The sequence below is a fragment of the Bacillus sp. FJAT-49736 genome (genome assembly GCF_018343615.1).
In the GTDB taxonomy this organism is placed as follows: domain Bacteria; phylum Bacillota; class Bacilli; order Bacillales; family Bacillaceae_C; genus Margalitia.
Genome location: NZ_JAGYPI010000001.1, coordinates 1531808 through 1554412, shown reverse-complemented (window position 1 = coordinate 1554412; position 22605 = coordinate 1531808). Strand labels below are relative to the sequence as shown.

General features: G+C 35.3%; 18 protein-coding genes and 1 other RNA gene. 15 read left to right on the top strand and 4 right to left on the bottom strand.

All coding sequences use genetic code 11. The annotated features are described in order from the left end of the window. Positions 1-97 precede the first annotated feature (97 nt). On the bottom strand, positions 98-568 hold the full coding sequence (locus KHA87_RS08075) for an Hsp20/alpha crystallin family protein (protein ID WP_213093565.1): 471 nt from the start codon (positions 566-568) through the stop codon (positions 98-100). 211 nt (positions 569-779) lie between these two features. Between KHA87_RS08075 and KHA87_RS08070 the strand changes: the two genes are divergently transcribed. The 10 genes from KHA87_RS08070 to KHA87_RS08025 all read left to right on the top strand — a co-directional run bounded on the left by KHA87_RS08070 (position 780) and on the right by KHA87_RS08025 (position 11722). Continuing rightward, on the top strand, positions 780-3047 hold the full coding sequence (locus KHA87_RS08070) for a DEAD/DEAH box helicase (protein WP_213093564.1): 2268 nt from the start codon (positions 780-782) through the stop codon (positions 3045-3047). 15 nt (positions 3048-3062) lie between these two features. After that, positions 3063-4307 (top strand): ribonuclease H-like domain-containing protein, encoded by a 1245-nt coding sequence (locus tag KHA87_RS08065; protein WP_213093563.1) that lies wholly within the window; start codon positions 3063-3065, stop codon positions 4305-4307. A 452-nt stretch (positions 4308-4759) separates the two neighbouring features. Further along, complete coding sequence (locus KHA87_RS08060) at positions 4760-4996, top strand: CotD family spore coat protein (protein WP_213093562.1); 237 nt, start codon at positions 4760-4762, stop codon at positions 4994-4996. 81 nt (positions 4997-5077) lie between these two features. Next, positions 5078-5629: an SLOG family protein gene (locus KHA87_RS08055; RefSeq protein ID WP_213093561.1), complete on the top strand. Its 552-nt coding sequence runs from the start codon at positions 5078-5080 to the stop codon at positions 5627-5629. A 148-nt stretch (positions 5630-5777) separates the two neighbouring features. Next, positions 5778-6080: a cell division regulator GpsB gene (gpsB, locus tag KHA87_RS08050; protein WP_213093560.1), complete on the top strand. Its 303-nt coding sequence runs from the start codon at positions 5778-5780 to the stop codon at positions 6078-6080. 78 nt (positions 6081-6158) lie between these two features. Continuing rightward, positions 6159-6550, top strand: an RNA gene (rnpB, locus tag KHA87_RS08045) — RNase P RNA component class B. Positions 6551-6660: 110 nt separating this feature from the next. Next, complete coding sequence (locus tag KHA87_RS08040) at positions 6661-7803, top strand: THUMP domain-containing class I SAM-dependent RNA methyltransferase (RefSeq protein WP_213093559.1); 1143 nt, start codon at positions 6661-6663, stop codon at positions 7801-7803. Positions 7804-7865: 62 nt separating this feature from the next. Next, a complete protein-coding gene (locus KHA87_RS08035) occupies positions 7866-8042 on the top strand; it encodes a hypothetical protein (RefSeq protein ID WP_213093558.1) in 177 nt (58 codons plus the stop codon). A gap of 124 nt (positions 8043-8166) precedes the next feature. Then, positions 8167-10107, top strand: a complete 1941-nt coding sequence (locus tag KHA87_RS08030; RefSeq protein WP_213093557.1) for an ATP-dependent DNA helicase — start codon at positions 8167-8169, stop codon at positions 10105-10107. A 103-nt stretch (positions 10108-10210) separates the two neighbouring features. Beyond that, positions 10211-11722 (top strand): carboxypeptidase M32, encoded by a 1512-nt coding sequence (locus tag KHA87_RS08025; protein WP_213093556.1) that lies wholly within the window; start codon positions 10211-10213, stop codon positions 11720-11722. Between the two features lie 42 nt (positions 11723-11764). On the opposite strand, the gene KHA87_RS08020 is transcribed toward KHA87_RS08025, so the two are convergent. Then, a complete protein-coding gene (locus KHA87_RS08020) occupies positions 11765-13414 on the bottom strand; it encodes a b(o/a)3-type cytochrome-c oxidase subunit 1 (protein WP_213093555.1) in 1650 nt (549 codons plus the stop codon). Further along, the gene (locus KHA87_RS08015) at positions 13414-13893 is read right to left on the bottom strand and encodes a cytochrome c oxidase subunit II (protein ID WP_213093554.1); all 480 of its coding nucleotides are present in this window, start codon (positions 13891-13893) and stop codon (positions 13414-13416) included. The genes KHA87_RS08020 and KHA87_RS08015 overlap by 1 nt, the downstream gene beginning before the upstream one ends. Before the next feature lie 705 nt (positions 13894-14598). Between KHA87_RS08015 and KHA87_RS08010 the strand changes: the two genes are divergently transcribed. Then, entirely contained in the window at positions 14599-15369 is a 771-nt protein-coding gene (locus tag KHA87_RS08010) for an SDR family NAD(P)-dependent oxidoreductase (protein ID WP_213093553.1), read from the top strand. Between the two features lie 40 nt (positions 15370-15409). Here KHA87_RS08010 and KHA87_RS08005 read toward each other — a convergent pair whose 3' ends face one another. After that, positions 15410-15862 (bottom strand): chemotaxis protein CheX, encoded by a 453-nt coding sequence (locus KHA87_RS08005; RefSeq protein ID WP_481748354.1) that lies wholly within the window; start codon positions 15860-15862, stop codon positions 15410-15412. A 292-nt stretch (positions 15863-16154) separates the two neighbouring features. Here KHA87_RS08005 and KHA87_RS08000 point away from each other — a divergent pair, with 292 nt between their 5' ends. The 4 genes from KHA87_RS08000 to KHA87_RS07985 all read left to right on the top strand — a co-directional run bounded on the left by KHA87_RS08000 (position 16155) and on the right by KHA87_RS07985 (position 22559). Continuing rightward, positions 16155-17225: a type III polyketide synthase gene (locus KHA87_RS08000; protein WP_213093551.1), complete on the top strand. Its 1071-nt coding sequence runs from the start codon at positions 16155-16157 to the stop codon at positions 17223-17225. Between the two features lie 3 nt (positions 17226-17228). Continuing rightward, positions 17229-17780, top strand: a complete 552-nt coding sequence (locus KHA87_RS07995) for an isoprenylcysteine carboxyl methyltransferase family protein (RefSeq protein WP_213093550.1) — start codon at positions 17229-17231, stop codon at positions 17778-17780. A gap of 134 nt (positions 17781-17914) precedes the next feature. Then, the gene (locus KHA87_RS07990; RefSeq protein WP_213093549.1) at positions 17915-21508 is read left to right on the top strand and encodes a dynamin family protein; all 3594 of its coding nucleotides are present in this window, start codon (positions 17915-17917) and stop codon (positions 21506-21508) included. Between the two features lie 214 nt (positions 21509-21722). Beyond that, positions 21723-22559, top strand: a complete 837-nt coding sequence (locus KHA87_RS07985; RefSeq protein WP_213093548.1) for a sulfurtransferase — start codon at positions 21723-21725, stop codon at positions 22557-22559. The last annotated feature ends 46 nt before the right edge of the window (positions 22560-22605 follow it).

The following is a 22605-nucleotide window of genomic DNA, read 5'->3' as shown; positions in this document are numbered from 1 at the left end:
CTTATTATTTTGTATTTATTAATTCAAAAAAAATACTCACCGTTTGGCGAGTCTTGATGAATTTGTTTAAGGATCAGCGAAATATGCTGATTCCTTTTTATTCTATTTTTAAACGTTTGCCGCCTTCCTTTGGCACAGAAATAGTTAATAATCCATCTTCATAATTTGCTTTCACCTTAGCTTCGCTAATAGGCTTTTGTAAAGGAATCGTTCTTGAGGTACGCTGTATAGAATTCTTTTTGAAAATCGTTTTTTGAGTTTGATTTTCCTGTGTTGCAGATTCTGTATTTTCTACTGTAATCGTAATATATTGCTGAAAAATATCTATATTGATTTGATCCTTTTTAACACCAGAAAGCTTTGCAGTAATAATATATTCCTTATCCGTTTCATTTAAATCAACGGGAAAAGAAGAAAAAGGGAATGGGCTGGAAAAAAATTCATCAATGCTTTCTAAAAATCCTTTTACTGGTGGTTCATGAAAAAAGTTGTTCATAGACCTCATTAATCCTTGAAAAGGATCATGTAAAGGGTTATTGTCCGATTTACCTGGCAGCTTTTCTGACATTATAAACGCTCCTTTCAAACAGAGATTTTCAAAATCAGTGTATGAAAGCTTTGGAAAATGGTGCTAAGCAACTGTATACTATGGGCCCTATATATATTGGAAAGATAATTAAAAATCTTAAATACTAGTAGTATTTGTAAATCTTCAAAAAGTACTTCCTAAACGAACGTTCATTCGCTAAAATGAAAATAATGAGGTGAACGTTGTGTTTATGAAAAAGTCGCTTAACGATATCATTGATCTATTGCATGAAGACAAACAATTTAAAGATCAAATTGTACATTGGCATACAATAGAGGAAAAAGAAGCTAACAGTGTACCTTTCCCAGACTCTGTGCATCCTAAATTACGAAATGCACTTCAGCAGAGAGGGATAGGCGAATTATATACTCATCAAGCAACTGCTTACAATTTGGCAGTTCAAAGGAAAAGCTTTGTAGCAGTAACACCTACTGCATCGGGCAAAACATTATGCTATAATCTTCCAGTTTTGCAAACTATCCTAGAGAATGAAAATTCACGTGCGTTATATATGTTCCCAACAAAGGCACTTGCTCAAGACCAAAAAAGCGAAATAAATGAAATAATTCAAGAAGCTGGAATAAATATTAATAGTTATACATACGACGGCGATACATCCTCCAATATTCGTATGAAGGTCCGAAATTCAGGCCATGTCGTAATAACAAATCCGGATATGCTTCATTCCGCCATATTACCTCATCATACAAAGTGGGTATCTTTCTTTGAAAATCTCAAATTTGTTATTATTGATGAACTTCATATTTATCGAGGAGTGTTCGGAAGTCATGTTGCAAATGTCATTAGAAGATTAAAGCGAATTTGTCGATTCTACGGTAGTAATCCTATTTTTATATGTACATCAGCAACGATTGCGAATCCACGTGAATTGGGTGAAGCATTAACAGGTGTTAATATGAAGCTAATCGATAACAATGGTGCACCTAGCGGAAGAAAACATTTTGTCTTTTATAATCCTCCTATTGTTAATAAGCCTCTAAATATTAGAAGGAGCGCAACATTAGAGGTTAGAAACATTGCCAGAGAGTTATTAAAGAATAAAATTCAAACGATTGTTTTTGCAAGAAGCCGTGTTCGTGTGGAAGTAATTCTGACATACTTACAGGAGGCAGTTAAATATCAATTAGGACCGAAGTCTATTCGTGGGTATCGTGGTGGCTATTTACCTACACAAAGGCGAGAAATTGAAAAGGGATTAAGAAATGGTGATATTTATGGTGTCGTAAGCACGAATGCACTGGAGCTTGGTGTTGATATCGGTCAATTGCAGGTTTGTATTATGACAGGTTACCCAGGAACCATTGCTAGTGCCTGGCAGCAAGCGGGAAGGGCAGGCAGGAGACATGGCGAAGCACTTATTATTATGGTAGCAAGCTCATCTCCGCTCGATCAGTTCATTGTCGAGCATCCAGAGTATTTCTTTGAACAATCTCCAGAGACAGCAAGAATCAATCCAGACAATTTAGTCATTTTGGTTGATCATATCAAATGTGCTGCATATGAACTTCCATTTCATCCAGGAGAGAAGTTTGGGGAATTAGAGATAGAGGATATCCTAGAGTTCCTTACAGAAGAGCGTGTTTTACATTTTAATCGAAATCAATGGCATTGGATGAGTGATTCCTTTCCAGCACACAATATTAGCCTAAGATCCGCTTCTCAGGAAAATGTAGTGATAATTGACATCACGGAGAAGGCAAATGTTCATGTAATTGGAGAAATGGATCAATTTAGTGCCTTAACATTACTGCATGATGAAGCAATTTACCTCCATCAAGGCATTCAATTCCAAGTCGAAATGCTCGATTGGGAAGAGAAAAAGGCGTTTGTAAGGGAAGTGGAAGCAGACTACTATACAGATGCAAACTTAGCAGTAAAACTTAGTGTATTGGAAGTAGATAAAACTAAACAAAATGGACAACTTGAAATAGGCTACGGTGATGTAACAGTACAAGCAATGGCAACCATTTTTAAAAAAATTAAATTTAATACTCATGAAAATATAGGTTCCGGACCAATTCATTTACCTGAAATGGAGCTGCATACAAATGCCACATGGTTATCTTTGCAATTGGAATATCCACAAGAGGATCTAGAAGCCAGTCTGATTGGAATAGCGAATGTGTTGAAGTCGATTGTTCCGCTATTCGTTATGTGTGATCCTCATGATATCCATGTTGTTCCACAAATAAAAGCAGTTCATAATGAAAAGCCAACTATATTTTTATATGATCGCTATCCTGGAGGAATCGGTCTTAGTGAAAAAGTATATGAAAATATACAAGAAATTGTTCGTAAAGCAAATGAAGTGATAAATAATTGTCCGTGTGAAAATGGATGTCCATCATGTATCGGAACAACATCATATTCTTCATCTACAAATGCGAAAAAGCAAGTAACCGCTTTGCTGAAAAATTTGGAAAAACAAGGACTGTAAACGGGGAATACAAACATGTCATTAATGAAAAAGTTAAATCGAATGAAACAGCATATTGTACGAGAAGAAAAAGACAATAGCTCCATTATTCCAATACAAATGAACCAGGAAAAAATTGTGGATTCCACTATTCCTTACCTACCTGTATGGGAGTCCGCCGATACGTTTCCATATTATAAAGACAAGGAATATTGTCTCATTCGAGAAATCCGTTTTCCCCTTGATCATTATCATGGAAAATATCCATTTCGGGACTTTTTGAAGGCAGTTGATTTATGGAATCGATATGATGGGAAACATCCACTGTCTGCAAAAGGATTTCAGCCTTCTGAATTATTTTTCTTTGATACAGAGACAACTGGTTTAGGGGGAGGGACCGGAAATACTATTTTCATCTTAGGGTATGCAAGTTTTACAGACAATGAGGTTATTTTAAAGCAACACTTTCTGACGGAGCCGGGAATGGAAGTTCCATTATATTATAGTTTTTTAGAGAATATTAACTATAAAACATTAGTTACATATAACGGTAAGGCTTTCGATTGGCCGCAGGTTAAAACTCGGCATACATTAATCCGTGATCACTTGCCTAAACTTCCTGCCTTTGGTCATTTTGATTTATACCATGCTTCCAGAAGAATGTGGAAATCCAAAATGGAGAGTGTAAAATTAGTAAATGTAGAAAAAGACATTCTTCAATTTGAACGAAAAGATGATATACCTGGATATTTAGCACCGATGATTTATTTTGATTACGTAGAGCGAAAAAATCCTGAAGGTGTTATTGAAATATTAAAACATAATGAGAATGATATACTGTCCTTAATTACCTTGTATACACACTTAACAATGCAAATACTTCAAGTAGATCCAATGCAAACAAATGAAGAAAAGTTGCTGATTGGAAAATGGTTTGATTATATAGGGGAAGAAAAAATAGCTTTTGATACTTATTCTCATATTGCCGAAGGAAATAATATGGAGGCAAAATATGAGCTTGCATATAAATTAAAAAGACGGAAGGAATATGAAAAAGCAAAATTGCTGTGGGAAGAAGCAGCGCTTTCAGGGGAGCGGAGCATTCAAAAGCAATCTTATATTGAATTGGCAAAATTAATGGAACACCAATATAGAAATTATCGGCAAGCGCAAGAATATGTGTTAAGAGCCATATCCTTGCACGAATTGTCTGATTCATCAAGTTCAGATAAATTCCTTATGGAAGCTAACAAAAGATTATTCAGATTGAATAAAAAGTAGTGGGACTATTTCTAATATTCTATTTCCTGGGGAAGCGCATATTTCGACGGTTGTTTCATTTTATGATTTAAAAAGTGACATTATTCTACAGTTTTGTCATTAAAAAATTATTATTTTATCTCTATTAATAGATTGTGTCGAAAAATAAATCATTGTAAAATAAAGTGGTACTTTAATCAGCAAAAGGATTGTTCGGAACTTTCGTTGATTAGAATTAATGAATTTGAAGGTTGGGATTTGCTTATGTACCGGGCTTTGCTGGTTATTTTCTTTGTTATTGTTTGTTTAACCGCTGTTCTCTTTTCTAATCTAAAAGGGAGCTTCTATTCATTTTTGTAAAAAAAGATGAACAAATCCTGAAATAAATAGGTGTTTGTACTAGTACATGTACCTCCCTTTTATCATATTTTGTTAATGTATTAAGACTATTAATGATGAAAGGAGCTATGACCATGCACTTTTGCGGACCAAAAGTATTACCACCATGTGTTGCCCCTACTAAATGCTGTGTGACTCATTCATGTGAAACCTTTATTCAACCACATATTTTTCCGTCACATACAACACATGTGAATCATCAAATTATTCAGCATCAAAACTTCTATCCTCATACTGATTCCTTTGTTAATGAGGTAGAAAATGTACCTGCACCAGGATTTATGCCTGGACCGTTTGGAATACCGAGATAATGTATGTAACAAGGATGAATAGCATTCATCCTTGTTTTCACTTATTTTTGAAATAAAGTTTTTTGATGAAAGGAGAGAAATATGGTTCAGGTTTTAAGTATCACAGGTTATAAACCGTTTGAGTTAGGTATTTTCTCTGCTAATCATCCAGCAATACAATATATTAAAATGGCGTTAAAAAAAGAGATACTATATTTTGTAGAGGATGGTTTAGAATGGATTCTCATTTCGGGCCAACTAGGTGTTGAACTCTGGGCAGCAGAAGTAGTTTTTGAACTTCAAAATGATTATCCAAATTTAAAACTAGCAATTTTAACGCCCTTTATTAACCAAGAAGAGAAATGGAATGACAATAATAAAGAAATATATGAAATGGTTTTGGCTCGAGCAGATTTTGTTGATTCTATTTCGAAGCAGTCTTATCAAAATCCTCAAGCATTCAGGAATAAAAATAAAATTTTTCTTCATAAAAGTGATGGTCTACTCATAATTTATGATGAGCTAAATATTGGATCTCCGAAATATATGCTGGAAGAGGCTAGAAGTTATAAGGAAAGTAATTCTTATGAAATTCGAACCATTGATTTTAATGATTTGCAAACTATAATGGAAGATGAACAATGGAATTTGTAATAATAAATGAAAGTTTTTCATATGATAATCAAATTCCATAGTTAACAAAGCAAAAGCAGCAAGTCTATAATACATAATAAATTGACAAACAAATAGATATTTGAAAGAATAAAATAAATGTTTGCGTGATATACGAGGTGATTTTTATATGTTATCGGATAAAATAAAACTAACAGCAAAAGATATATTGGAAAAGGATTTTAAAACTGCTGTTCGCGGTTATAAACCGGAGGATGTAGATAAATTTTTAGATTTAATAATTAAGGATTATGAAACATTTCATCAAGTCATTGAAGATCTTCAACATGAAAATATGCGCTTAAAAAAACAGGCGGATGAGCCGTATAGACGCCAACCTACCCAACCAACAACAGGGACAACCAATTTTGATATATTAAAAAGATTATCAAATCTGGAGAAACATGTTTTTGGCAGTAAGTTGAATGACTAAAATAATGGATTATTTTTCAAGTTGAAATGTAAGTGAAAATTATCTATAATAATAAAGCGGCGTTAAGCCGGTTGAATAACGTTCGGGTAATCGCTGCAGCTATAAGCTGTAGAGGAAAGTCCATGCTCGCACGGTGCTGAGATGCCCGTAGTGTTCGTGCCTAGCGAAGTCATAAGCTAGGGCAGACGAATAATAGTAGTCTGACGGCAGGGAAAACACCTAAGTCCGTTTGGATATGGTGTGAATACCTATAAAGTGCCACAGTGACGTAGCCTTGAGAGAAATCTGAAGGGTGGAACGAGGTAAACCCCGCGAGCGAGCAACTCAAATTATGGTAGAGGCACTCCTTTTCTTGGAAATGAACGAGGAAGGAGACAAGCAATGCTTGCTTGGAGATAGATGATTACCACCGGAGTACAAGATTATACCAATCGTTTGCAGTACAAAGGTACAAAACATGGCTTATAGAACGTTATTTATGGTATAAATAAGTATATTATATGCTCTCCGCATTGTTAGGAGAGCATTTATTATGTTTAAATATACATAGATATGAGACGAAACTAATAAGGGTGAAAATATGTCGAAAAAATATACCATTATTGCAACAGCTGCTATGGGATTAGAGGCAATTGTAGCTAAGGAAGTTAAGACTTTAGGTTATGACGCAACAGTAGAAAATGGAAAAGTAATATTTAAGGGTGACGAATTAGCTATAGCCCGTTGCAATCTTTGGCTCCGTTCAGCCGATCGAGTGAAAATTGTGGTGGGAGAATTTAAGGTTTTTACATTTGACGAACTGTTTGAAAAAACAAAGGCATTAAACTGGGGTGAATATTTACCTGTTGATGCAGAACTTCCAGTACAAGGTAAATCAGTGAAATCAAAATTATTTAGTGTTCCGGATTGTCAAGCAATAGTAAAAAAGGCAATTGTGGAGAAATTAAAATCACATTATAAAGTTACATCATGGCTGTCAGAGTCAGGTCCATTATTCAAAATTGAAGTTTCTATCCTAAAAGACATTGCAACAATTACTATTGATACTAGCGGGATAGGTTTGCATAAACGAGGGTATCGTGTGGACCAAGGAGAGGCACCAATAAAAGAAACATTGGCCGCTGCCTTAATCCAATTAACGAATTGGAATCCGGAAAAACCATTTTGTGATCCATTTTGTGGTTCAGGTACTATCCCAATTGAAGCGGCATTAATTGGCCAAAATATTGCACCAGGCTTCAATCGGGAATTTATTTCGGAAACATGGTCATGGATGGGACAAGCTGTTTGGGATCAGGCAAGAATGGAAGCAGAGGACTTGGCTAACTACGACCAGCCATTACAAATTATTGGTTCTGATATCGATCATCGAATGATTGATATTGCAAAAGGCAACGCTATGGAAGCTGGATTTTCTGATCTTATAAATTTCAAACAAATGCAGGTAACAGATTTTACTTCAAAAGAAGAATTTGGTGTCCTTGTGGGGAACCCTCCGTACGGGGAAAGACTAGGTGAACGCCAGGAAGTCGAGAGAATGTATGAAGCAATGGGAAAAACATTTGCAAAACTAGATACCTGGTCTATCTATATTTTGACGTCGTATGAAAAATTTGAGGAAGTCTATGGCAAAAAGGCGACAAAAAAGAGGAAGCTATTTAATGGCTTTATTCGTACTGACCTCTACCAATTTTGGGGACCAAAACCTCCGAAAAAGTATTAATTGGTATGAAATTTCCTTTTCCTGAGTATACTGTACGTATATTTCAAATTGGGGTGAGGATATTGGCCAATCAGGCAATTGACTTCGAAACGATTTCAAAGGCTTTGAAGCAATCATACGATGTACTAACATCAGACGAGAAGCCATCGGAAACAGCAATGCAAATGCTGCTGGAAGCAAAGGAGTCCCTTAACGATGCTATCCTGTATGCATTAGAGAAAGACAGACCGGCTATTTAACGCAAGTGTAGGATTTGCACTTGCGTTTTTCTTTGAGCTTATTGTACATGCAGACTTGATAAATAAGCACTATATAAATCTAGTAAAAATAGAGAATAATGCATATTAAATGTTGGAGGACATGATGAAACAGCAATTACCATTTGTGCTTACCAAAACGGAATCATTCTATGATCGTTTAGGAGATTGGATTGGCGATGTATTTTATGAATTGCTTCCTGAAAAAGGATTCGAATTACGGGATGAGCAAATATATATGGCGTTTCAACTAGAAAAAGCCTTTAAAGAAAAAAAGGTAATGTTTGCAGAAGCGGGTGTTGGGACAGGAAAAACCATTGTCTACCTTTTGTATGCTCTTGCGTATGCACGGTATACAGGAAAACCTGCATTGATAGCATGTGCCGATGAGTCTTTAATTGAACAGCTTGTGAAAAAAGAAGGCGACATTCGTAAAATAGAAAAAGCACTAGATTTAAATTTTGATGTACGGTTGGCAAAATCAAGAGATCAATATTTATGTTTGCAAAAATTAGATAAAGCGGTCGCCAATGGAGTATCCGAGGGAATATCAGCAATTAAGAAAACGCTGCCTCGTTTTGTTCAAAACTTAGGCTCTATGCAAAAATTTGAAAAGTATGGAGATCGTAAGGATTATCCTTCCTTAACGGAGGATGAGTGGAACAATGTTGGGTGGGATTCTTTACAGGATTGTCTTGCTTGTGAGAAAAGACATCGTTGTGGTCAGACGCTTCATAGAGAATATTATCGTAATGCAGCAGATATCATAGTTTGTTCACATGATTTTTATATGGAGCATATTTGGACTAAGGATTCGAGGAAACGAGAGGGTCAGATCCCGCTTCTCCCTGAGGTTAGTTGTGTGATTTTTGATGAGGGCCATTTATTGGAATATGCGTGTCAAAAAGCATTAACTTATAAAATTACATCGGAAACGCTGGAAACTTTATTAACTCGTCTTATGAGCAATGATATTCGTGAAGAAACCTTGTATATGATGGAACAAGTGTTATTTGAGAGTGAAAGAATGTTTGACATAATAAACGAGTCTGCATCCGAAGTAGTAGGATCAGATAGATATGACATAAATAAAACGGCCGAGTTCTTAAATTCAGCTAAAGAGCTATATCATTTAATTAATCAATTAACCGAACAGTTAGTCTTTGAAAGTGAATTATATGTAATAAACGAATATGATTTAAGGATTGTAGAGGAATATTTAGAACAAATATTATTTTCATTGAAATTATTAATGGAGGATCAAAAAGGGATTACATGGTTTGAAAAAAACAGCAGTAATCGTACTTTAGTCATTATGCCAAGACTGGTGGAAGAAATTATGGAGGAGCAGGTCTTCTCCAATAAAATTCCATTTATATTTACATCTGCAACTTTATCTAATGATGGTGGTGACTTTACCTATCTTAGTAATAGCCTAGGCATTAATCAATATTTATCCTTTAATGTGGATTCACCTTTTAATTATGACGAGCAAATGAAAATAACCGTTCAATTAGAGGATGATTTTCCTGCAACATCCAAATGGGATGAAATACTACATTCCATTGATTACAATAATGGGAAAACATTAATTCTTTTTAACTCAAAAGAATCCATGACAGCATTTAGAAATTATATTCAAACAAAGAATAATATTAGTGTTCCTATATTATTTGAAGGAGAGGCAGAAATTAGTCAGCTAGTAGAGCAATTTCAAACTAGCGATGAAACGGTGCTGTGTTCGTACCATTTATGGGAAGGTCTTGATATCCCAGGGCAATCACTATCCAATGTTATTATAAATGAATTACCATTCCCCCCTCATGATCCTGTATTTGAGGCAAAACGAAAAAATAGTGATAATCCTTATATGGAAGTGGATCTTCCTTATATGCTATTGCGTTTAAGACAAGGAATTGGACGGCTAATCCGCACTTCTCAAGACACTGGAACAGTACAATTGTGGCTATCAAAACAAGAGAAAGACCACGTGTACGAATTTATTAGAAAAATATTACCTGTTGAAGCAACTCTCTCTAGTATATAGAGGGGGTTGTTTTTTATACCAACGTTTTCTTGACTTACTGTTCTCCCTTTTCTGAACAATGTGATAAGATAAAGAAGTCAGAGTAAGAATGGAGGTACATAAAATGTCTGAGCAAATAAACGTAATTGAAAAGGAATTTATGGATTATGTGAAGAAAATGCAGGCTTACAAAGAAGCCCTTGGATTAATCTATTGGGACTTACGTACAGGTGCACCGAAGAATGGAGTGGAGCAACGGTCAGAGGTAATCGGAGTTCTCTCATCCGAATTGTTCCAAATGTCCACTTCAGAAGAAATGGCTGCCTACATAGCCAGCCTTTCCGGAGTAACTGAGGATCTTTCGGAAATAACGAAGAAATCTTTAGAAGAATGTAAGAAAGATTATGATCGTAATAAAAAAATCCCGGCTAATGAATACCAAGAATATGTTATATTGCAATCAAAAGCGGAAAGTGTTTGGGAGGAAGCGAGAGCAAATGCTGATTTCTCGATGTTCCAACCATATTTAGAAAAAATTGTAGAATACAAAAAGAAATTTGTTGAGTACTGGGGATATGAGGGGAATAAATATAATACCCTTTTGGATATGTATGAACCAGGATTAACAGTGGATGTACTGGATAAAGTATTTGGAGAAGTAAGAGAAGCTATTGTATCACTTGTTCAAAAGATTGCAGATTCCCCTAATAAACCTGAAACAGGATTTTTATTTACAAGATTCCCTAAACTACAACAAGAGGAATTTAGCTTAAAGCTATTAGAGCAAATGGGTTATGATTTTCGTTCAGGACGATTGGATGAAACAGTGCATCCATTTGCAACAGGATTAAATCCAGGGGATGTTCGAGTCACAACTAGATACGATGAAAATGATTGGAGAACAGCGGTATTTGGCACAATCCATGAGGGCGGGCATGCGCTATATGAGCAGAATTTATCAAGGGATTTAATCGGGACTCCTTTATGCAGTGGAACATCCATGGGGATCCATGAATCTCAATCGCTATTCTATGAAAACTTCGTTGGCCGTGATTACTCCTATTGGCAGCAAAACTATGATTTATTGAAGCAATATGCAAGTGGAGAATACGATCAAATATCTTTAGATGATTTTTATAAGGCTATCAATGAGTCAAAGCCTTCCTTCATCCGAATTGAAGCTGATATGTTAACCTATCCACTACATGTTATTATCCGTTATGAAATTGAAAAAGGATTGTTTAATGAAGAAATAAAAGTGAAGGATTTGCCGAAAATTTGGAACGATAAGTATGAAGAATATTTAGGAATTCGACCTACAAACGATAGAGAAGGGGTATTACAGGATGTACATTGGTCAGGTGGTGATTTCGGTTATTTTCCATCTTATGCCCTTGGATATATGTATGCTGCCCAATTTAAAAATAGCATGCTGAAAGATATTCCGAATTTTGATGAACTATTGGCAAAGGGAAATCTAGCACCGATCCGAGAATGGTTAACAAAGAATATTCATCAGTACGGAAAATTAAAGAAACCTCTTGAAATTTTGGAGGATGTGACAGGTGAAGGGCTGAATGCCAAATATTTAATTGAATTTTTAACAGATAAATATACGAAGGTATATAATCTATAGATAAAAAAAGAAAAAGAGACCAATTGGCCTCTTTTTCTTTTTTTACCAAAATTTAAATCCTTTTGAACCTGGAGGTGAATGCTGAATCATGTCGGCAAATGGCACAGTATAGGCAATTAAGATTAAAGCAGCTAATATTGTTAACCAAATTTTCCAGTTTTCCAAAACCAAAGGTGTTTTTTCTTTACCTTCCGCACTTTCAGCAACAGGAAATTCCTGTACTCCTTTAGGAGCAAAAAAAGCAAGATTGATAAAAATGAATAGAATTAGAATGATACCCAGGAATAGAATCGAGCCTCCAACAGCCTGTGCAATTTGATATGGTATCCAATTCAAAGCTTGCGCTGTATCCCCATATGTTGTAAAAGAAGTTCTTCTTGGTGCTCCGAGTAAACCTTCTAAATGCATGGAGCCAGACATTAAAGTCATTCCAATTGTCCACACCACTGCTTGAACAATCGCTAATTTATTCATTGCCTTTGTTAATACGCGTCCTGTTAAATGTGGAATTAGCCAATAGCACATTCCAAAAAAGGTTAGGACAACTGTGGTTGCTACGGTTAAATGGAAGTGTCCGGTCACCCAGATCGTATTATGAACAACTTGGTCCATTTGGTTAGAGGCATTAATAATACCACCTGCCCCTGCAGGGATAAAGGCAGCCATCCCAATGAATGGAACGACAAATCTTGCATCATGCCACGGTAACTTTTTAAACCATCCGAATAAACCTCTTGCACCTTTTGATCTTCCATACATTTCGAAAGTTGCAAACATGGAGAAAGCAGTCATTAAAGATGGTATTATAACCATAAATGTAAGAACAACTTGAACAAATTTCCAACCGGAATCGATTCCAGGTTCAGTTAATTGATGGTGGAATCCTACTGGTATGGAAAATAACAGGAATAGAATAAAAACTAAACGAGCTAATGAATCAGAGAATATTTTCGTCCCGATAATTTTTGGAATAATAACATACCAACCCATATAAGCAGGCAATAACCAGAAATATACAAGAGGATGACCAAAGTACCAGAACAAGGTTCTACTAATTAATACATTAACGGTGTCAACCAATCCTAATGACCAAGGAAGAAGCTGGAATAATACTTCAGCTGCAACACCAAGAGTTGCTACAATCCATAATAAATTATTGGCCACAACCATAAAACTTAACAAAGGACTCGGTACACCTGGATTTTGGTTTCTCCATCTAATATAAGTGGCGATCATAGCAGCTGCAGCAACCCAGCTTCCAACAATCACTAATGTCAATCCTAAATAGAAAAGGAAATGCGCTTGCAAAGGTGCATAAAATGTATAAAGTACAGAAGCTTTATTGGTTACAATCATGCATGTAGTTGTAATTGTTCCGATTGTCATGACGATAAAGCCAATCCATCCAGTCAATCTTGCTTTATTGGATAATGTTCCTGCAGTTCGACTAATTGCAGCAAATTGAAAACCCATAATGAAAAAGGTTGTAAGTACTAAGCCTAATAATACACCATGTGCAGTTAATACCTCATAATATCCAACACCATTTGGCAATTCAAAACGGCCGGAACGAACAAGAACTTGCAATAGTCCCATAAAACCACCGAGAGCAAGTGCGGCAAAGGCTACATAAATATAAGCCATTGCAAGCTTTGAATCCCTTGGATCAACCTTCACTATATTTTCATTCATTATTTGTCCACCACCTTAATTATTGATTTCATCATATGATGTCCTGAGCCACAGTACTCGTTACATAAAAGCAAGTATTCACCAGTTTTATCAAAAGTGGCCACATACTCACTTCTATATCCAGGCTCTAACATCATATTGATATTTGTTCCTGCAATTTCAAACCCGTGAACAACATCCTTCGTAGTTGCGATAATTTTCACTTTTGCTCCTTTTGGAATTTCTACTTCACCTGGATTGAAGAAAAAAGCAGATGCAACCACAACAAGTTCATAATCATAGTCCTTTCCATCTACTTTTCTTAAACCAGGTTTATTAAAAGGAGTAGTTTTATCAACTAATTCGGGATCGACAAATGCTTTTGCGCTCGGCGGCGTATGACCGGCGAAAAATGCCTGGAAACCAACAATTCCTAAGAAAATAATAAGTGCAGAAATTCCAAATGTAAGCCACCATTTCTCATAACGATGTATATGCATTGCTTCATCATCTCCTTAATTTTATAAACGTACAATATACAAACAAAATACCCCAACCCATGTAGCCACTAAGAAAAAACCTAGAATAAAAACAGCTGCTAATGTGCCTTTTAATGATGATGAGTCACTTAGGTGTTTCTGTTTGGATTTTTTCAATGTCCTCACCCCTAACAATTTTTGAATCATTGATAAGTTAATCATAATTGTGAGGTAATGGTTTGACTGTGATATTTGTCACACTTCTTCGTTTTAAATGTGAAAAGTATATGGAAAAATACCGAAAAGAATGGAGAATTTGTTTAGGTAAATGAAAAAATGGGGAATAATTTGTTAACAGAATACCAACTCTAATCTACCATTAACGCCAATTGTTACTGCATTGGAACAATTGAACAGTCCTTTTAATACATTAAAGTATAAAATGAAAAGTGAGGACGAACAAAATGGAAAAATATTATTGTGATCACTGCCGTTCTATATCCGATACATCAGGAAAATGTGAGCACTGCGGAAGAGATATTATGAATAAGATCGAAATTCAGGTCCAATACCAAGGAAATCCGGGTTCATTTCAGGAAAGGGAATGAACCCCTTTTTTCGTTTTTTTAGAATAATGGGATATTTTTATGATAGAATTATAATTACTCTTGAAAGCAAATACATAAACAATGCAAAGAGAAAAAAGAAATAAGGAAGTGTATTTGAATGTATCTACCATCCTTTCGTTTAGATGGAAAGACAGCCATTGTAACTGGAGCGGGGAGGGGCATCGGTCGTGCAATTGCCATTGGTATGGCGGAAGCAGGTGCTGATGTATCCTTAATCTCGCGTACGGAATCTGATTTAGAACTTACTGCTTCGGAAATTAAGAAGCTCGGAAAAAAAGCATATATCTTAAAAACAGATGTGACAAAAAGAGAAGAAGTGCAATCTGCAGTAGAGAAAACCATCAATCAGGCAGGTAAAATAGATATATTGGTTAACAATGCGGGAATGAATATTAGGTCTAAAGCATTGGATGTAACAGATGAAGAGTGGCAACAAATTATGGATACAAATTTGAAATCCGCCTTCATGTTCTCACAAGAGGTGGGAAGACATATGAAAGAACAGGAAGCAGGGAAGATTATAACTATTTCTTCTGTTGGGGGACATGTTGCTTTAAGAACGGGTGTTGTATATGCAGCTACAAAGGCTGCATTGATACAAATGACAAAGGTTTTGGCACTTGAATGGGGTAAGTATAATATAAATGTAAATGCGATTGGTCCTTGGTATTTTAAAACGCCATTAACGGAAAAATTGTTACAGGATCAAGCATATGTTCAAGATATTTTATCTGTCACTCCTATGAAAAGAATCGGTGAGTTGGAAGAACTAGTAGGACCAGCAATATTTTTTGCATCTGATGCTAGTAATTATATTTCGGGACAAACGATGTTTGTCGATGGTGGCATGACAATACAAGGTTTTTAAACAATAAGAGCGTCCCGAAATTCTATTGGGACGCTCCATTTTATATTTCAATCATTAAAATAATATTTAATTCTCCTACTTGCTCTATTTGAATGGGAAGCCTAATTGCTTTAGAAAACCCGAAGATTTTTGAATGTCCTACAATTACGGTAGGAGGGGTTATATCAACTAAAAGTCCGTTACTTGCTATTTGTGTCGACATATTTCCAGCGATCATATTTCCTAGTTCTCCGGCAAATGACTCTAGCATTTCTCCTATTAAAGGCATTCCAAACATTACTTCACCAATTTTGGAGAAAACCTCTTCCTCCCCATCGATGACAATTCTTCCTTTAATATCCCCAGTTATTCCTATTAAGACTCCAATTGTATGCTGATTAAATGGTGAGTTAAAGAGCTGTGGCTGGCGTATATCCACACGGATTGGCAAGACTGCTTTAATGGATTCAATCGTACCGTTTAATACGTCTGTTATATTTTTACTAATTGTTATCGTCATTGCCGAACCCCCTGGTTTATATATATAAAATATACTATCACATTTTTCCTAATTATAAAGAAGATTTTTGAGAAAAATAAGTTTATTGGAATTAATTTGGGTCTATTTTACTAGTGGATTACTCATGTATAATGAAATAGCACAGCAACTCCTTCAAAACGAATTTGCTCCTATTAGTAGGAGCTTTTTTTGTTTTAAGCAGACTTTTATATAAAACTTTATTCTTTACATAATTTAATCATACTTGGAAAACATATCCTTATATAGAAATAAGGAGAGTCCATTTATGCCGAAAATATTTTCCATTGGGCTTGGAATTCCCGATAATAAGATTTACCAAACTGAAATTATGAACTTCGCAAAGCAGCTCTTTTCTGATGCATTTCGTGATATTGAGCGCTTGCTTCCTGTTTTTCAAAATGCAGAAATTGAATCAAGATATTTCACGAAGCAATTGGAATGGTACGGTGAAGACCATTCATTTGCTGAAAAAAATGAAATATTTATAGAAAATGCAGAAAGGCTTTGTATAAAAGCGATCGAACATTGTTTAAATCAAAAAGGTGTTGAATACAGTGAAATAGATGCTATTTATACAATTTGTACAAGTGGTCTCTCTACGCCAAGCTTAGAAGCAAGAATAATAAATAGGCTTCCATTTCGATTAAATGTGAAAAGAATTCCTATATGGGGATTAGGTTGTGTTGGCGGTGCATCTGGACTTTCAAGAGCATACGAATATTGTTTGGCATTTCCGAAGGCAAAAGTGTTAGTATTATCCGTTGAGCTTTGCAGTCTAACCTTTCAAAAAAATGATCATTCTAAAAGTAATTTGATTGGCACATCTTTATTCGGTGATGGCGCTGCATGTGCATTATTAATTGGTGATGAGGTTAGCGCCAACTTGGATGGCATTCAAAGTCATCCAACTATTGTTGATACACAAAGCGTCATCATGAGGGATTCGCTTGATGTTATGGGATGGGATGTTAAAAATGATGGTCTGCATGTAATTTTTTCGAAAGATATTCCAATGATTGTACGAAAATGGCTACAACCCAATGTATTAAGTTTTTTAAGGGATCACCGAATGAATATGGACGATATTCAGCATTTTGCTGCTCATCCCGGAGGAAAAAAGGTAATGGATGCATATGTACAGGCACTCGGTCTTTCGGAAGAAAAGCTAACCGACTCCAGAAATATTCTGAAGAACTTCGGTAATATGTCCTCTGTTACCATTTTATTTGTGTTAAAAAGAATGTTAGAGAAAGAAATAAATTCGGGAGAATGGGGAATTGCATTAGCCTTAGGGCCAGGTTTTAGTATGGAACAATTACTATTAAGGTGGGATTAAGGATTGTTTTTTATCATTTTTTTAACCATTGTATTGATTCAGCGGATAGTGGAATTATGGATTGCAAGAAAAAATGAAATCTGGATTAAAAGCAAAGGAGGAATGGAAGCTGGGAAAAGGCATTATAAGGTTATGGTGTTAATCCATACATGTTTTTTCCTATCATTATTAATGGAAGTCTATTTGTTAAAAAGAACATTGATCCAAAACTGGTGGATTTTTCTTGCCATCTTTATTCTCACGCAAGCAGGTAGAGTTTGGGTGATCACATCTTTAGGGAGATTTTGGAATACAAAAATTCTTGTGTTGCCTAATGCAAAAATTATTACAAAAGGTCCTTATCGATTTATGAAGCACCCCAATTACTTCATAGTGACATTAGAATTATTCCTTATTCCTTTTATGTTTCAGGCATATTATACGCTTATTGCTTTTTTCATACTTAATCAATTGATTTTGGCAATCAGAATTAATGCGGAAGAATCAATTTTAAGAACCTATACGGATTATCCAGCAAAACAACCATTTATTTCACGAATGAAAAAAGAAAATTAAATTTTTCTCCGAGTATTTTTAAAAAAATTACGTTTATCTGGACAGGATAAACGTTTTTTGTGTTGGGAAAGAGAATAAAAATCCGTTACAATATAGATAAGTTTTACATTATTTATTGAGGAGTTTGTACCAACATGATCAAAACAATCGATATTGGAAATATTCAAGAAGCTACCACTCAATTAGTTGGCTTCTATGAACGCTTTAAAGAAAATGGGGATATGCAAAGAGCAGAGAAATCGGAAAAACTACTAAAAAAAATAAATGATCACGATTTTATTATAGCATTTTGCGGTCACTTTTCTGCTGGAAAATCAACAATGATTAATGCATTATTGGGAGAAAATCTTCTACCATCGAGCCCGATCCCAACAAGTGCGAATCTTGTAAAAATCCATAAAGCGGAAGTAGATTTTGCAAAGGTTTATTATAAAGATGAAGCTCCGTATTTATTTGAAGCTCCATATAACTTTTCCACTGTAAAGGATTTTTGTAAAAACGGAAATGTGACAGAGATTGAAATTGCTAAGCAGCAAACGGAATTGCCTGAAAATGTTATTGTAATGGATACGCCGGGAGTAGATTCAACGGATGACGCACATCGTATTTCGACAGAATCTGCGATTCATTTAGCGGATATTGTATTTTATGTGATGGATTATAATCATGTACAATCTGAATTAAATTTTCTTTATACGAAAGAGTTGCTTCAGCATGGAGTGGAGCTGTATTTAATCATTAATCAAATCGATAAGCATAGGGATGATGAATTGTCGTTCCCCGAATTTAAAATGTCCGTACAAGAATCATTTGCCGCATGGAATGTACATCCAAAAGGTATTTTTTACACAACCTTAAAAGATTCAAAAAATAATCATAACGAATTTGCAAAAGTGAAATTGCTCGTCCATGAAGCAATGAAGCAAAGGGACAGTCGCTTTTCAACTTCTATACAATCAGCGGCAAATTTGTTGATACAGGAACATTTTAAATGGTTAAAGGAGCAAGAGGAGGAAGATACTCAGCAATATAAAGAAACATTAGAACAATTGCCTCCTGATGAAAGAAAATCTATTTTAGAGCAAGAACAAGAGTTTCAAGATAAATTAAAAGAACTGTCAGATCAGCTGGAGGATTGGAGAAAATCCTTTGATCATGAAAGAACGAAAATGCTTAAAAGTGCCTACTTAATGCCTTTTCAAATTAGAGAACTTGCGAAGGATTATATAGAGGCAGCCCAGCCTGATTTTAAGATGGGCTTGCTATTTAGCAAGAAGAAGACGGAAGAAGAGCGGTTTAACAGATTAGAAGCGTTTTATAGCCAATTAAAAACACAGGTGGAGTCAGGTCTCATTTGGCATATGAGGGAAATGGCGACAAAGGAATTAAAAGAGGCTAATCTATCAGCCGATGATTTGCAGCTTGAAGCACAAAATCTTACTATCCCTTTCGACAAGGAATTCTTGCAAAATCTTGTAAGGAAGGGGGCCAGATTATCAGGAGAATATGTTCTTCATTATTGTGATGAAGTAGCAGAAAGCATTAAGAAATTGGCTTTTAATGAGTTAGAATCCTTTAAACAAAAAGCTGCAGCACATATAGAAATCAATATACATGGAGACATAAATGCCATTAATACTAAACTTGCCTCAATATTAACATTTGCTAATTCCTTAAGGCAGATAGAACAAGGTGCTAGAAAGAGAAATGAAAAAGAAGAAAATCTTTTTATACCTGTTATGAACTTTGAAGATGTATTACAGGAATTACAATCAAAATGGCAACAGGAGAATTCAAATTATAGAATCTTTTCTAATGATGATGAAAATAGAGCAGCTGAAATAACCGAAACAGAGTTACCGAAACCAATTACGAATATAACAGAAAATGAATCGTATTCTGCTGATTCAACTATAAGTAAATTACAGCAAACTGCTTATCTCCTTAAGGATAAACCTGGTTTTGGTCGTATTACAGATTATTTATTGGACAAGAAATCACGGATAGAAAATAGGCAATTCACTATTGCGTTATTCGGAGCATTTAGTGCCGGAAAATCTTCATTTGCCAATGCACTTATAGGTGAGAAGGTATTGCCGGTTTCACCAAATCCAACGACTGCAGCGATCAATCGGATTTGTCCTCCTACAGTGGAATTTGTTCATGGAACGGCGGCTATCCATTTGAAAAGTAATATCCAACTGCTGGAGGACATTCAAAAGTCGCTACGGGAGTTTAATCAAAATTGTGATAGCTTAGAAGAAGCAGAAGCAATTATTTTACAAATAAAAGAGACAAATGATGCGCGTGAGAAAATCCATCTTTCGTTTTTGCAGGCATATGTTAAAGGCTATCCAATTTATAAAGAATTTCTAGGAAAAGATATTTCCGTTGGCTTAGAAGAATTTAAAGGGTTTGTAGCAAATGAATCGCAATCCTGTTTTGTGGAGTCGATCGATTTATACTATGATAGTGAACTTACAAGAAAAGGTATAACGTTGGTTGATACTCCAGGAGCAGATTCTATAAATGCTAGACATACTGGTGTTGCCTTCGAATATATAAAAAATTCGGACGCGGTTCTATTCGTAACCTATTACAATCATGCGTTTTCCAAAGCAGATAGGGAATTTTTAATCCAGTTGGGAAGGGTAAAAGATGCATTTGAACTTGATAAAATGTTCTTTATTATTAATGCGATTGATTTGGCTGATTCCGATGATGAGCTTAACGATGTCAAAGCCTATGTAAATGATCAGCTGACCCAATATGGTATACGCTTTCCAAAGCTATTCGGAATCTCAAGTCTATTAGCCATACAAAAGGATGAGCGATCCGGCATAGATGATTTTAAGAATTCATTCTCAGCATTCCTTTCAAAGGATTTAATGAAAATGACTATTCAATCGGCTCAAAATGAAATCCAAAGAGCTGTGAATATGATTGATCAGCTAATGGAAACAGCATTAGAGGGTGAAGAGAAAAAAGAGGCGAAAAAGAAAGTATTAAAAGAGAATCTAAATAATATAGAAAATCTTTTAAATCAATATTCATCTGAAGTATTTGTAACAAAACTAAAGCAAGAAATTCAAGAGTTGCTATTTTATGTAAAGCAGCGCGTTTTTTACCGATTTAGCGACTTTTTCAAAGAAGCTTTTAATCCGGCTACATTACAAAACAATAATAAATCATTATTAAATAAAGCTCTAAATGAACTGTTGGAAAGCTTAGGATATGATTTTGCCCAAGAAATGCGCGCTACCTCATTGAGGATCGAGAATTTTATAAGAGATTTATTTCAAAAGCGACAGGAATTATTTCAAGAACAGATATTAAATATACAATCTAGTATTTCCCTAACTAACTATGAAATAAGTTCAATAGAAACTCCCGATTTCCAACCGGCCTTTGTAGGTATTGACAGAAGCTCTTTAGAAAGGACATTCAAGTATTTTAAAAATGCAAAATCATTTTTTGAAAAAAATGAGAAGAAAATGATGGAGGAAGAACTTCAAGAATTATTACAGCCTCATGCAGAAGATTATTTAGAAAATCAAAGATTAATGATGCAAGAACACTTCCGTTCATTTGTGGAGGGTGAGCTTGCCAATATGCTTCAGCAAATAAATGAAGATGTAATGGACCAATCTAATGCATTATTAAATGTCTTGAATGAAAAAGTTGATATTGATGAATGGAGAAGAATACGTGAACAAATAATCAGTTAACTTTTGATAGATTCGAGGGGGATGAGGATGAAAGGAACCAGGTTCCATGCATGTGCAACATGTATTCACTTTCAAGCTGAAAGAAAGAACAAAATAATGAATTACAAATGTTCCCGCTTAGGGTATGATACTAAGCCGAATTACCAATTCAACTGTTGGAGTCCAAAAGCTCATGTGATTAAACTTATAGAAAAAGAAAAAGGGTGTGGATGAGATGAAATTTATTAAAAGTCAGGAATGGCTAATGAATCATCTGAACGATACAAATGTACGAATTGTCGATTGTAGGTTTGAATTGGGTAAACCGGATGCAGGGAAGGAAGTATATTCAAAATCACATATCCCAGGTGCAATCTATTTTGATTTAGAAGACGATTTATCCGACATACCTACAGAACATGGAGGAAGACATCCACTCCCTGATCTTCACCAATTGAAAGTAAAATTACAAAAAGCAGGCATTGATTCTGCAAGTAAAGTTATTGCGTATGATAGTGGTGAAGGATCCTACGCAGCCCGGTTCTGGTGGCTTTTAACTTATATGGGTCATACAAATGTATTTATATTAGATGGCGGTTTTTCTAAATGGGTTGAGGACGGAAACGAAGTATCGGAAGTAATTCCCATTTTGGAAGAAACAATATTTACAATGAATCCGCAAGTGGACATGCTTGCTACGTTTGAAGAGGTGAAAAATATTGTTCAAAACAGCTCTGCTATTTTGATTGATTCACGTGCCAAGAACCGTTATTTAGGTATAGAAGAACCAATTGACAAAAAACCAGGACATATCCCTGGAGCATTAAATATTGTTTGGGAAGAAGGGTTTGCGAACGGAAGCTGGAAATCAGCGGAGGAACAAAGAGAAAGGTTCTCACATCTTGATCCTACAAAACCAATCATTGTCTATTGCGGATCTGGAGTAACAGCAACACCAAATTATATTGCGCTGATAGAGTCAGGATTTACAAATGTAAAATTATATGCTGGAAGCTATTCAGATTGGGTTTCCTATCAGGAAAATCCTGTAGAATTGGGAGAGAAGCAATAAAATATAGTTACACGTGATATAATGGTAGTGAAATGTAAATTTTAGA